Genomic DNA, 13136 nt, shown 5'->3' with positions numbered 1-13136 from the left:
TCAGATGGTGCGGAAGGCCAGCACCACGTTGTGTCCGCCGAAGCCGAACGAGTTGTTCAGCGCGGCGATCCGGCCCTCGGGGAGCTTGCGCGGCTCGCCCTGGACGATGTCGGCCTCGACCTCCGGGTCCGGGTCGTCCAGGTTGACCGTCGGCGGGGCCAGCCGGTGGTGCAGGGCGAGCACGGTGGCGACGGTCTCGATGCCGCCGGCGCCGCCGAGCAGGTGGCCGGTCATCGACTTGGTGGCCGAGACGGCGACGTGGTCCAGGTGGTCCCCGAGCTCCTTGCGGAGCGCCTTGAGCTCGGCGACGTCACCCTGCGGGGTGGAGGTGGCGTGCGCGTTGACGTGCACGATGTCGGCCTTGTCGAGGTCGTTCTGCTCGAAGAGCTGGGCGATCGCGCGGGCCACCCCGGAGCCGGACGGCTCGGGCTGGGCGATGTGGTGGGCGTCCGAGGAGAGACCCTGGCCGACCGCCTCGCAGTAGACCCGGACACCGCGCGCGGCGGCGTGCTCGGCCGACTCCAGCACGACCACGCCCGCGCCCTCGCCGAGCACGAAGCCGTCGCGGGCCTTGTCGTACGGGCGGGACGCCTGCTGCGGGTGCTCGTTGTTCTTGGACATCGCCATCATGTTGGAGAAGGCGACGATCGGCAGCGGGTGGATCGCCGCCTCGGTGCCGCCGGCCACCACGACGTCGGCGCGGCCGGTACGGATCATCTCGATCGCGTAGCCGATCGCCTCGGCGCCGGAGGCACAGGCGGAGACGGGGGTGTGCACACCCGCGCGGGCGCCGACCTCCAGGCCGACGTTGGCCGCCGGGGAGTTGGGCATCAGCATCGGGACGGTGTGCGGGGAGACCTTGCGGACGCCCTTCTCCTTCAGCACGTCGTACTGGTCGAGCAGGGTGGTCACGCCGCCGATGCCGGAGGCGATGACGGCGCCCAGGCGCTCGGGGGCCAGCTTGGAGGAGAGGTCGGTGGCGGGGGTCTCGAAGCCGGCGTCGGCCCAGGCCTCGCGGGCCGCGATCAGCGCGAACTGCGCCGAGCGGTCCAGCTTGCGGGCCAGCGGGCGGGGCAGCACGTCGCCCGGCTCGACGGCGACGCGCGCGGCGATCCGGACGGGCAGGTCGGCGGCCCACTCCTCGGTCAGGGCTGCCACGCCGGAACGGCCTTCCATCAGGCCCTCCCAGAACGAGGCGGCGTCGCCGCCCAGCGGCGTGAAGGCGCCGATACCCGTGACGACCACGGTGCGGTTTTCAGCGGTCACTGGTTTCTTCTTCTCTCACGTGTGGCAGGTGGCGGCGATGCCGGGGGAGGGGTGACCGGGCGGCCGGGGTGTGCACTCCGGCCGCCCGGGCGGTCAGTCGAACTGACCGTGGATCAGGCGGCGGAGTTCGCGAGGATGTAGTCCACGGCGTTGCCGACGGTCTTGAGGTTCTTGACCTCGTCGTCCGGGATCTTCACGTCGAAGCGCTCCTCGGCGGCCACGACGACCTCGACCATGGAGAGCGAGTCGACGTCCAGGTCGTCGGTGAAGGACTTGTCGAGCTCGACGTCCTCGGCCGGGATGCCGGCGATCTCGTTGACGATCTCGGCAAGACCGGTCAGAACCTCGTCCTTGGTAGCCATTCTGGCTGCTCCTCATTCGGTGTTGACAGCGACCACCCGGCGGGCCGTCGCAGGTTTGTGATGGGGCGTAGACGCCTAGGGGAGAGTAACGACTGCGGCGGCGTACACGAGACCCGCCCCGAAGCCGATGATCAGCGCGAGGTCCCCGCTGCGGGCCTCGCCGCTCTCCAGCATCCGTTCCATGGCCAGCGGGATGGAGGCCGCGGAGGTGTTGCCGGTCTCGGCGATGTCGCGGGCGACCGGGACCGTGGCGGGCAGCTTGAGCGCCTTGATCATGGCGTCGGTGATCCGCATGTTGGCCTGGTGCGGGATGAACGCCCCGAGCTGGTCCGCGGTGATCCCGGCGGCGTCCAGCGCCTGTTGGGCCACCTTGGCCATCTCCCAGACCGCCCAGCGGAAGACCGACTGGCCCTCCATCCGCAGGGCCGGCCACTTCACCTCCTCGCCCGTCCCGTTCACCGCGTCCGCCTTGGCGAACGCGGTGTCCCAGGCCTGGGTCTGCGAGATGACGTCCTTCTGCGAGCCGTCCGAACCCCAGATCACCTTGCCGATGCCGGGCGTGTCGGACGGGCCGACGATGGCGGCACCGGCGCCGTCACCGAAGATGAACGCGGTCGACCGGTCCGAGGTGTCGGTCAGGTCGCTGAGCCGCTCGACGCCGATCACCAGCACGTACTCGGCGCTGCCGCCGCGCACCATGCCGTCGGCCAGGCTCAGGCCGTAGCCGAAGCCGGCGCAGGCGGCCGAGATGTCGAAGGCCGGGGCGGTGCCGCAGCCGAGCCGCTGGGCGATCTCGGTGGCGATCGCCGGGGTCTGCTTGAGGTGCGAGACGGTGGCCACGATCACGCCGCCGATCTGCTCCGGGCCGATCCCGGCCTGGGCGATCGCCTTGCCGGCGGCCTGCACCGACATCTCGGCGACGCTCTCCTCCGGGCCGGCCCAGCGGCGCTCGGTGATCCCGCTGCGGGAGCGGATCCACTCGTCCGAGGAGTCGATCCAGTTCAGGACCTCGGAGTTGGGGATCACCCGAACGGGTCGGTAGCCGCCGACACCGTGGATGCGCGCGTACGCGGCACCGGTGGACGGCTGGATCTGAGGCGAAGTCATGCGTCCTGCTCCTGCCCGCCGTGCTCCTCGATCAGCGCACGCGCCTTGTCGAGGTCGGCCGGGGTCTTGAGGGCCAGCGTCGCGACACCCTTGACGTTGCGCTTGACCAGGTTGGTGAGGGTTCCGGCCGGGGAGAGCTCGATGACGGCGGTGGCACCGAGCTGCTGCAGGGTCTCCATGCAGAGGTCCCAGCGGACCGGGTTGGAGACCTGGGTGACCAGGCGGTCCAGTACTTCGGTACCGGACTGTACGACCTCACCGTCCTTGTTGGACAGGTAGCCGACCTTCGGATCGTGAACGGTCAGGGTCGGCGCCAGCTTGGCCAGCCGCTCGACACCCGGGGCCATGTGCCCGGTGTGGAACGCACCGGCCACCTTGAGCGGGATCACCCGGGACCCGGCCGGCGGGTCCGCCTTCAGGGCGGCCAGCTGCTCCAGCGTGCCGGCCGCGACCAGCTGGCCGCCGCCGTTGTTGTTGGCGGCGGTCAGACCGTGCTCGGCCAGCTTCGCGGCGACCAGCTCGGGGTCGCCGCCCAGCAGGGCGGTCATCCCGGTGGCCGTCACGGTGGCCGCCTCGGCCATCGCCAGGCTGCGCTCGCGGACGAAGACCAGCGCCTCGTCGACGCCGAGCACCCCGGCCAGCACGGCCGCGGTGATCTCACCGACGCTGTGCCCGGCGACCGCGCCGAACGGGCCGCCGGTGGGCGCGCCGAACAGCTCGGTGGCGGTGAGCAGGCCCGCGGCCACCAGCAGCGGCTGGGCGACGGCGGTGTCCTTGATCTCCTCCTCGGAGCCCTCGGTGCCGTACCTGACCAGGTCGAGCCCGGCCACGTCGGACCAGGCCGTCAGCCGGTCGGCGGCGCCGTCCAGCTCAAGCCAGGGGTTGAGGAATCCGGGGGTCTGGGCACCCTGTCCAGGGGCGACGATTACGAGCACGGTTCAACCCTCTCTCGCCAGGCACCCAAGGGCGGGTAGGCGACGGTAACGAAGAAAAGCACGCCGGATTGTGGGATCCCTACAGCGTGTCAGTCGTGGGTGGCGGCCGAGCCGAGTCGGCCCAGGGCCAGCGCGATCCGCAGTGTGAAGGCCGAACGCACGTCGGACGGAGCATAGCCGGTGACGTCGGTCACACGTCGAAGCCGGTAGCGCACGGTGTTTGGGTGAACGAAGAGCATCCGTGCGGCGCCCTCCAGCGAGGAGGCCTGTTCCAGATAGACACTCAACGTCTCCAGGAGTGCCGACCCGGCCTCGTCCAGCGGTGTGTAGATCTCCTCCACCAACTGCCGTCTGGCCGCCTGGTCCCCGGCCAGCGCCCGTTCGGGCAGCAGGTCGTCCGCCAGCACCGGCCGCGGGGCGTCCGGCCAGGCCGCACACGCCTTCAGCCCGGCCGCCGCCGCGTGCGCGGACCTGGTCGCCGAGAGCAGGTCGCCGACCGTCGGGCCGACCACCACCGGGCCCGGCGCGAACTGCCCGATCAGCGCCCGGGCAGCGTGCACCGGCTCCTTGTCACCGCCGACCACCACCACCAGACGCTTGCCCAGCACCCCGGTCAGCACGTGCAGCTTGGCGTACCTGGCGGCCCGTCGGATCGCCTCCACCACCAGCTCGCTGTCCCCGTCCGGGGCACTGCCCATCACCACCCGGACCTGACTCGGCTGGCCCCAGCCGAGCGCGGCGGCCCGGGACAGCACGCCCTCGTCCGCGTCGCCGGAGAGCAGCGAGTTGACCACCAGCGCCTCCAGCCGGGCGTCCCAGGCGCCGCGCGCCTCGGCCGCCTGGGCGTACACCTGCGCGGTGGCGAAGGCGATCTCCCGGGCGTAGACCAGCACCGACTCGCGCATGCCCGCCTCGTCGCCGGGCGCGGCCACCTCGTCGATGGCCTCCTCCATCACCTCGATCGTGGTGCGGATCAGCTCCACGGTCTGCCGGAGCGTGATGGCCCTGGTCAGCTCGCGCGGCGCGGTGCCGAACACGTCGGTGGAGATCGCCTGCGGCGCGTCGGGATGCCGGTACCACTCGGTGAAGGCGGCGATACCGGCCTGGGCGACCAGGCCGATCCAGGACCGGTGCTCCGGCGGCATCCGCCGGTACCAGCCCAGCTGGTCGTCCATCCGGGCGATCGCGGCGGTGGCCAGCTTGCCCGAGGACTTCTCCAGTCGCTTGAGCGTGGCGGCGCGCAGCTCGGCCCGCTCGGTGGCCAGCCGGCGCTCCTGCGCGGTCAGCCGGCCACCCCGCCGGGGTCTGGCCTGCTCGGGCTGCTTGGCAGCCGCGGTGGCCTGCTCGGCCGCGGTCTTCTTGTCGGAACTCGCTGAAGCGGATGGCACAGGGACAAGACTGCCTCACGTACGGGGCGGCTCGTACCCGCCCCCGCCGATCGGCCCGGTGGCCCACGTCACACCGACGCCCCTCCGGCCTCCCGTGAGCGGCGCCGGTCAGCCGTTACGGTGGCCCCGTGACCCAAGCCGCCAGCCGTGCCCGCGCCGACCTGCGCCGGGCCTCCGAACGCTACCGATCCACCCCGGCCGAGGGCATCGAGACCCGGCACGCCTTCTCCTTCGCCGGCCACTACGACCCGAAGAACGTCCACTTCGGCGCCCTGCTGGCGGTCAACGAGGAGACCCTCGCCCCCGGCGCGGGCTACGACGAACACCGGCACCGGGACACCGAGATCCTCACCTGGGTCCTCTCCGGCGCCCTCGCCCACCGGGACGGTCACGGCCACGCGGGCGTGGTCCGGCCCGGCATGCTCCAGTGGCAGAGCGCCGGCTCCGGCATCAGCCACACCGAACGCAACATCGGCGGCGCGGTCGAACCGGTCCGCTTCGTCCAGATGTGGCTCCAGCCCGACACCTTCGACGCACTCCCGGCGTACGGCCTCCGGCGGGTCGACCGGGCGGCGCCCGGGCGGACCCTGCTCGCCTCCGGGCTGGAGCGGGACGCCTCCTCGGAGGCACTGCGGCTGCGGCGCGGCGACGCCGCCCTCTGGCTGGTCACGGCCGGCCCCTGGGAGCCGCTGCCCCCGCTGCCCGAAGCGCCGTTCCGCTACGTGCACCTGACGACCGGTTCGCTGGGCTACCGCACCGTCCTGGGCCCGCAGGGCGGCGGCCGCTCGATGGAGCCGGGCGACAGCGTCCGCGCCACCGACGACGCCTTCGCCGACCCCACGGCGGGGGCCGACGGCGTCGAGCTGCTGCTCTGGGAGATGCACTCGCCGGTCACCTACGGCTGAACTGTTCGCAGGTGCTCAGCCCGCTGCGGAGCCGGGGGCTCGGGGCTGTGCTGTTGTGCGGCTCCGCCGCGTGGGCGACGCCGGCCTTTTGGCAGGTGGTTCGGGAGAGTCAGGGGTTCGGGGCTCTGCTGATGTGCGGCTCCCCCGCGTGGGCGCACGTGGTGCACCACCAGGGGCTCGGGGAACTGCGACGCCGGCCCTTGCAAGGTGATCGTCGCGTAGGTGGTCAGGCACTTTCGCAGTGACCCGCGCGCCAGATCTCCTCGCAGTTCCCCGAGCCCCCGACCGTAGATGCTCGGGCGCCTGCCTAGAGCGCAGCCCCGAGCCCCTGGGTAGTGCAAGTGGAGCGCCTGCCTACGGTGCAGCCCCGAGCCCCTGGGTCGTGCAACTGGGGCGCCTGCCCAGAGCGCAGCCCCGAGCCCCGGGACGGTGCAACCGGGCGCGCTGCGAAGGAACTCAGGCGAGTTCGGCGAGGACCGCGTCCGTGAAGGCCGGCCAGACCTCGGCCGCCCAGGGGCCGAAGTCGCGGTCGGTGAGGGCGATGCAGGCGAGGTCCGCGACCGGGTCGACCCAGAGGAAGGTGCCGGACTGGCCGAAGTGGCCGAAGGTGGCGGGGGAGCTGTGGGTGCCGGTCCAGTGCGGGGACTTCCCGTCGCGGATCTCGAAGCCGAGACCCCAGTCGTTGGGCCGCCGGTGGCCGAAGCCGGGGAGGACGCCACTCAGGCCGGGCCAGGCCACCTCGCGGGTGGCGGCGTGCACGGTGGAGGGGTCCAGCAGCCGGGGGGCCTGGAGCTCGGCGGCGAACCGGGCCAGGTCCGCGACGGTGGAGAGGCCGCCGGCGCCCGCCGGGGTCCGGTGGGCGGTGTTGATCAGGGTCGAGGTCATCCCGAGCGGAGCGAAGACCGCCTCGGCGGCGTACTGGGCGAAGTTGATCCCGGACGCCTTGGTCAGGGTGTCGGCCAGCACGTCGAACCCGGCGTTGGAGTAGAGCCGCCGATCACCGGGCGGGGCCATCACCCGGTGCTCGTCGAAGGCGAGCCCGGAGGTGTGCGCCAGCAGGTGACGGACCGTCGAACCCTCGGGCCCGGCCGGGTCGTCCAGCTCGAAGACGCCCTCCTCGACCGCGACCAGCACGGTGTACGCGGTGAGCGGCTTGGTCACCGACGCCAGCGGGAACAGCTGGTCCTGCGGCCCCGCCGCGCCCAGCACCGCCCCGTCGCTGCCTCGCACCACCGCGGCCGCCGCCGTGGGCACCGGCCAGTCCTCGATCATCCGCAAGCTCTGCATGGGCCCGACTCTAACGTCGACCCTCCGGCCACCGGTGGGTCGGGCTTGCCTAGAGTGCGCTCCAAGTCAGTAGCTTCGTGAGCGTCACTTCCACCGGGGGTATCACCGTGACCACGACCGCAGCACCGCAGACCACGGCACCGAACCTGCTCAACTGCGGCGCCCACTCCGGCGTCGCCGTCGAGACCGCCGACCGTACGGGCCGGCACAGCATCAGCGAGATGGTGGCGAGCACCGGCCTGAGCGCGCACACGCTGCGCTGGTACGAGCGGATCGGCCTGCTCGGCCCGGTCGACCGCACGCACTCCGGTCAGCGCCGGTACTGCGACGCCGACGTGCGGCGGCTGGAGTTCCTCGGCCGGCTGCGGCTGACCGGGATGTCGGTCGCGGACATGCTCCGCTACGTCGAGCTGGTCCGGGAGGGTGAACACACCCTGGCGGACCGCCGGGACCTGCTGGTGGTCCACCGCGAGGAGGTCAGGCTGAAGCTGGCCGACCTGCACGCGACCCTGGCGGTCCTCGACTACAAGATCGACCTCTACGGCGACACCCTCGAATCCCTCGAATCCTCCGAAGCACTCGAAGGCAGGAACACCGAATGCGTCTCCCCACCGTCCCCCTCGGCCGCAGCGGCGAGCTGATCGGAGCCCAGGGCCTCGGCTGCATGGGCATGTCCGAGTTCTACGGCCCGACCGACACCGCCGAGGCCCTGGCCACCCTGGACGCCGCCCTCGAGGCGGGCATCACCCTGTTCGACACCGCCGACATCTACGGCTCCGGCGCCAACGAGGAGCTGATCGGCCCGTTCGTCCGGGCCAACCGCGACCAGGTCGTGCTGGCCACCAAGTTCGCCATCGAGCGCCGCGCCGACGACCCGACCTACCGGGCCGTCCGCAACGACCCCGCCTACATCCGCACCGCCGTGGACGCCTCGCTGCGCCGCCTCGGGGTGGACGTGATCGACCTCTACTACATGCACCGGCGTGACCCGGCGGTCCCGCTGGCCGAGTCGGTCGGCGCCATGGCCGAGCTCGTCCAGGCGGGCAAGGTACGGGAGTTGGGCCTGTCCGAGGTGACCGGGGACGAGCTGCGCGAGGCGCACGCGGTGCACCCGATCGCCGCCCTACAGTCCGAGTGGTCGCTGTTCTCCCGGGACGTCGAGCGGACCGCGGTGCCGGCCGCCGCCGAACTGGGCGTCACCTTCGTCCCGTACTCGCCGCTCGGCCGGGGCTTCCTGACCGGCTCGTTCGCCGCCGCCGAGCAGCTGACGGAGGATGACTACCGGCGCTACCACCCGCAGTTCAGCGGTCCGAACGCCGCCGCCAACGCGGCCCTGATCGCCCCGATCCAGAAGATCGCCGCCGACCGGGGCGTCACCACCGCCCAGATCGCCCTCGCCTGGGTCCACCAGCGCGCCGAGGTGCACGGCCTCACGGTCGTCCCGATCCCGGGTACCCGCAAGCGCACCCGGCTCGCCGAGAACACGGCGGCGGCGACGCTGCGGCTCACCACCGCCGAGCTGGCCGCTCTGGAGCCCATCGCCGGCCAGGTCACCGGCACCCGTTACGCCGACATGAGCTCCACCTCGGCCGGTCGGGAGTAGCCGGTCGGCGACGGGAGGCCGGGAGCCCCGGGACTGCGATCACCGAGTGGACGCAGCCCGGGGCTCTCCGTCTCCGAGGTGCGGGAGGGCGTGGTGGTCCTGCTGTCGCAAGGTATTGACACGCCAATTGTGAGCGTTAACACTCTTGCAACAAGCGGGAACTGCACCGCAGGACAGAACGGCCGGAGGGACGAGCGCCACCGCCGACGGCGGCCCGCATTGCCGTGCGGCGGCTCCTGCGGCGTCCCCACCCCCACCTCCCCTCATACGGACCATGGAGTTCGCCATGCCGGCTCACCCCTTCAGCCGCCGTGCCATGTTCAAGGCGACCGGCGTCGCGGCCGTGGCCGCGGCTGCCGGCCCCGTCCTCGGCCCCGGCTCCGCGGCGGCGGAGACGCCCCCGGTCAGGTCCGACGTCGGCGTGACGACGGTTCCGTTCGAGCTGGGTCAGGTCCGGCTCACCAGCAGCCGGTGGCTCGACAACCAGAACCGCACCCTGGCCTACCTCCGCTTCGTCGACGTCGACCGCCTGCTGTACAACTTCCGCGCCAACCACCGGCTCTCCACCAACGCCGCTGCCGCGAACGGGGGTTGGGACGACCCGGGGTTCCCCTTCCGCACCCACGTGCAGGGTCACTTCCTCTCGGCGTGGGCCCAGGCCGCCGTCGCGCTCGGGGACACCACCTGCCGCGACAAGGCCAACCAGATGGTGGCCGAACTCGCCAAGTGCCAGGCCAACAACGCCGCTGCGGGCTTCTCGGCCGGCTACCTCTCGGGTTTTCCCGAGGCCGACTTCGCCAACCTCGAAGCGGGCAGGCTGAGCAACGGCAACGTCCCGTACTACTGCGTCCACAAGACCATGGCCGGCCTGCTCGACGTGTGGCGCCTGCTGGGCAACACCCAGGCCCGCGACGTGCTCCTCGCGCTCGCCGGCTGGGTCGACCGGCGTACCGCCGCGCTCAGCTACGGCACGATGCAGTCGATGCTGGGCACCGAGTTCGGCGGCATGAACGAGGTGCTGGCCGACCTCTACCAGCAGACCGGTGACGCCCGCTGGCTGACCACCGCCCAGCGGTTCGACCACGCCGCGGTCTTCGACCCGCTCGCCGCGAACCTGGACCAGCTCAACGGCATCCACGCCAACACGCAGGTGCCCAAGTGGATCGGCGCCGTCCGCGAGTACAAGGCCACCGGGACGACCCGCTACCGCGACATCGCCGCCAACGCCTGGGCGATCACCACCGGCTCGCACACCTACGCCATCGGCGGCAACAGCCAGGCCGAGCACTTCCGGGCCGCGAACGCCATCTCCGGCTACCTCACCGACGACACCTGCGAGCTCTGCAACTCCTACAACATGCTCAAACTGACCCGGGAGCTGTGGCAGTTGAGCCCCGACCGGGCCTCGTACTTCGACTTCTACGAGAAGGCGCTGCTCAACCACGTCATCGGCGCCCAGAACCCGGCCGACCCGCACGGCCACATCACCTACTTCAGCTCGCTCAACCCGGGCGGCCGCCGGGGCAAGGGCCCGGCCTGGGGCGGTGGCACCTGGAGCACCGACTACGGCACGTTCTGGTGCTGCCAGGGGACGGGTGTCGAGTCCAACACCAAGCTGATGGACTCCATCTACTTCCACGACGGCACCACCCTCACGGTGAACCTGTTCCTCCCGTCCGTCCTGGACTGGGCCCAGCGGGGCATCACGGTCACCCAGACCACCGCGTTCCCGGCCGAGGACACCACGACGCTCAAGGTCACCGGCAGCGTGAGCGGGACGTGGTCCCTGCGCGTCCGCATCCCCGGCTGGACCTCGGGTGCCACGATCAGCGTCAACGGCGTCGCGCAGAGCGTCGCGGTCACCCCGGGCACTTACGCGACCGTGACCCGGTCCTGGTCCACCGGTGACACCGTCACCGTGAAGCTCCCGATGCGGGTGGCCCTCCAGGCCGCCAACGACAGCCCCGGTGTCGCGGCGATCACCTACGGCCCCGCCGTGCTGGCCGGCAACTACGGCAGCACCGCGCTGTCCGCCCTGCCGACCCTGGACGCCGCCACGATCACCCGGACCAGCAGCACCGCCCTCGCCTTCACGGCCACCGCCGACGGGGCGACGGTCGACCTCGGCCCGTTCCACGACGCCCAGGGCTTCAACTACACCGCCTACTGGCGGACCGACAGCTCGAGCGTCCGGCTGGTCAACGCGGCCAGCGGTCTCGTCCTCGGTATCCAGAACATGTCCACCGCCGACGGGGGCACCGCCCTTCAGTGGCCCGACACCGGCACCGCCGACCACAACTGGGTCCTGGTCGTCGACGGCACCGCACTGCGGCTGCGCAACGTCAACAGCGGCAAGGTCCTCGGCGTGAAGGACATGTCCACCGCCGACAACGCCGCGATCCTCCAGTGGAGTGACACCGGCACCGCCGACCACCGGTGGACCGTCGTCGACGCGGGCAACGGCTACCACAGGTTCCAGAACGTCCACACCGGCAAGCTGCTCGGCATCGCAGGCGGCTCCACCGCCCAGGGCACCGCAGCCGTCCAGTTGTCCGACAGCGGTGCCGCCGCCGGCCAGTGGCAGTTCCTCCCCGTGGGTGCCAGGCGGATCCAGAACGTCGCCAGCGGACTCGTCCTCGGCATCCGGAACATGTCCACCGCCGACGGGGGCACCGCCCTTCAGTGGGGCGACACCGGCACCGCCGACCACCTGTGGACGGCCGCCCTCGACACCGGCGGCTACCTGCGCCTGCGCAACTCCAACAGCGGCAAGGTCCTCGCCGTGGAGAACGGCGACACCGCCAACGGCGCCCGGATCGTCCAGTGGGCGGACAACGGCGCGGCCGACCACCGCTGGCGCCTGCGCCACGGCGGTGGCGACACCTTCCGGATCCAGTGCGCCGACAGCGGCCGCGTCCTCGGCCTCTCCGGCGCGTCCACCGCACAGGGAGCCCAAGCCGTGCTCTGGGACGACAACGGCACCGGTGACCACCTCTGGCGGTTCATCTGACCCGGCGTCGGGTGCCGCGACCGCAGGGCGGTCGCGGTGCTCAGCTCCGGGCGGCCCGGGTGACGTCCGCGTAGTCGCCGAGGGCGATGTCGGCGAAGTTGCGGAGGCTGGCGGTGCCCTCGGCGAGGTAGCCGGTGTGGCCGTCGGCGCCGGTCGAGGAGACCCGGATGGCGCCGAAGGCGGTGGAGGTGGGGTCGGCGCCGTGGCCGAGGCCGCCGACCTCCAGGTAGGGAACGTTGCCGATCCAGTCGGTGGGGTTGCGGGCGGCCCAGACCCGGACGCCGGTGCCGAGGTCGGCGGCGTCGGTCACGCCCATCCCGGGGCTGCCGAAGACCACCAGGTCGGTGGGGGTGGCGTCGTGGATGGCGGGGGCGGCGGTGCCGCAGACCACCGTCCCGTACGAGTGGCAGAGCAGCGTCGGCGGCGTGGCCGGGTCGCTGGTGACGGCGAGGCCGGCCAGCAGGCGGGTGAGCCGGGGGGCGGCGGCCTGGGCGAGGCGGTCGGTGACCGCGTCGGGGCCGAGGCCGGCGGGCGTGACGTAGCCGGTCCAGGCGATCACGGCGGTACGGGTGCCGGCCGACCGGCGCTGCTCCTCGGCGTACAGGGCGCGGCCCATCCCGGCGGGGGAGCGGAGCGGGTCGACGGCCTGGTCGAAGTGGCCGAGGTCGGCGTCCGAGCCGGGGACCAGGACGGCCACCCGCTGAGCGGTCGTCAGGTCGCCGTACACCTCGCTGACCAGGCCCCGGCCGCGTGGGTCGAAGGCCAGGATCTGCCGCTCGGGCGCGAGCAGGTGGTCGCTGTCGTCGGCCCGGGCGGCGGCCCGGGCGCGGGTGTCGGCGTCCAGTCGCCGGTCGTCGGCGCGGGCCCGGGCCCGGTCGCGTTCGGCGGCGATCGCCAGGCGGTTGGCCCGGTAGCGGAGCTGGAGCGGGGCGCCGTCCAGGTTGCCGACGACCAGCGGGTAGCCGGTGGCCAGGCGGTCGGTCTGCGTGGGGGTGAGCGAGGCGAAGAACGCGGCCACGCTGCGGGCGTCGGCGGTCGCCGGGTCCGGCAGGTCGCGGCCGAGCGAGTGGTCGACGACCCACTGGGAGCTGCCGGCCGGGGGCGTGGTGATGGCGAGCTGTTCGTTGCCCACGGCGGCCTGCGCGGCGGCGGCGCCGGTGTCGACCAGCACCACGGTGGTGGCGAAGACACCTATCAGTACTCGTTTGATCCGCCTGCGGCGCTGCACGGACCGCGCGTTCTGCTGCGGCAACTGGTCACCATCCTTCGGGGC

Annotated in this window: 11 protein-coding genes; 4 read left to right on the top strand and 7 right to left on the bottom strand. The window is 72.3% G+C overall.

Annotated elements, in window-relative coordinates:
• The 5 genes from fabF to ACIRPK_RS05235 all read right to left on the bottom strand — a co-directional run bounded on the left by fabF (position 1) and on the right by ACIRPK_RS05235 (position 4956).
• Positions 1–1266 carry a beta-ketoacyl-ACP synthase II gene (gene fabF / locus ACIRPK_RS05255; RefSeq protein ID WP_403033269.1) on the bottom strand — a complete coding sequence of 422 codons (1266 nt, stop codon included), beginning with the start codon at positions 1264–1266 and terminating at the stop codon, positions 1–3.
• Positions 1267–1379: 113 nt separating this feature from the next.
• Positions 1380–1628 carry an acyl carrier protein gene (locus ACIRPK_RS05250; RefSeq protein ID WP_403033266.1) on the bottom strand — a complete coding sequence of 83 codons (249 nt, stop codon included), beginning with the start codon at positions 1626–1628 and terminating at the stop codon, positions 1380–1382.
• A gap of 75 nt (positions 1629–1703) precedes the next feature.
• Positions 1704–2735 carry a beta-ketoacyl-ACP synthase III gene (locus tag ACIRPK_RS05245; RefSeq protein WP_403033263.1) on the bottom strand — a complete coding sequence of 344 codons (1032 nt, stop codon included), beginning with the start codon at positions 2733–2735 and terminating at the stop codon, positions 1704–1706.
• Positions 2732–3670, bottom strand: coding sequence for an ACP S-malonyltransferase (locus tag ACIRPK_RS05240; protein ID WP_403033260.1), 939 nt, complete (start codon positions 3668–3670; stop codon positions 2732–2734). The genes ACIRPK_RS05245 and ACIRPK_RS05240 overlap by 4 nt, the downstream gene beginning before the upstream one ends.
• Before the next feature lie 89 nt (positions 3671–3759).
• Positions 3760–4956, bottom strand: coding sequence for a PucR family transcriptional regulator (locus tag ACIRPK_RS05235; protein WP_403033736.1), 1197 nt, complete (start codon positions 4954–4956; stop codon positions 3760–3762).
• A 230-nt stretch (positions 4957–5186) separates the two neighbouring features.
• Between ACIRPK_RS05235 and ACIRPK_RS05230 the strand changes: the two genes are divergently transcribed.
• A complete protein-coding gene (locus tag ACIRPK_RS05230) occupies positions 5187–5963 on the top strand; it encodes a pirin family protein (protein ID WP_403033257.1) in 777 nt (258 codons plus the stop codon).
• A gap of 456 nt (positions 5964–6419) precedes the next feature.
• Here the strand turns inward: ACIRPK_RS05230 and ACIRPK_RS05225 are convergent, their stop codons facing one another.
• Entirely contained in the window at positions 6420–7250 is an 831-nt protein-coding gene (locus tag ACIRPK_RS05225) for a serine hydrolase domain-containing protein (RefSeq protein ID WP_403033254.1), read from the bottom strand.
• A 107-nt stretch (positions 7251–7357) separates the two neighbouring features.
• On the opposite strand from ACIRPK_RS05225, the gene ACIRPK_RS05220 reads away from it, so the two are divergent.
• The 3 genes from ACIRPK_RS05220 (at position 7358) to ACIRPK_RS05210 (ending at position 11863) form a co-directional block, all read left to right on the top strand.
• Complete coding sequence (locus ACIRPK_RS05220; protein WP_403033251.1) at positions 7358–7891, top strand: MerR family transcriptional regulator; 534 nt, start codon at positions 7358–7360, stop codon at positions 7889–7891.
• Positions 7849–8853 (top strand): aldo/keto reductase, encoded by a 1005-nt coding sequence (locus ACIRPK_RS05215; RefSeq protein ID WP_403033248.1) that lies wholly within the window; start codon positions 7849–7851, stop codon positions 8851–8853. Before ACIRPK_RS05220 ends, ACIRPK_RS05215 begins: the two co-directional genes overlap by 43 nt.
• A gap of 286 nt (positions 8854–9139) precedes the next feature.
• Positions 9140–11863, top strand: coding sequence for a beta-L-arabinofuranosidase domain-containing protein (locus ACIRPK_RS05210; RefSeq protein ID WP_403033246.1), 2724 nt, complete (start codon positions 9140–9142; stop codon positions 11861–11863).
• A gap of 40 nt (positions 11864–11903) precedes the next feature.
• On the opposite strand, the gene ACIRPK_RS05205 is transcribed toward ACIRPK_RS05210, so the two are convergent.
• Positions 11904–13115, bottom strand: a complete 1212-nt coding sequence (locus ACIRPK_RS05205; RefSeq protein ID WP_403033244.1) for an alpha/beta hydrolase — start codon at positions 13113–13115, stop codon at positions 11904–11906.
• Positions 13116–13136 lie beyond the last annotated feature (21 nt).

This window comes from Kitasatospora sp. NPDC101801, assembly GCF_044766665.1.
Classification (GTDB): Bacteria; Actinomycetota; Actinomycetes; order Streptomycetales; family Streptomycetaceae; genus Kitasatospora.
Note: the sequence above shows the minus strand (reverse complement) of the source record. Positions and strands in the feature narration are given on the sequence as shown.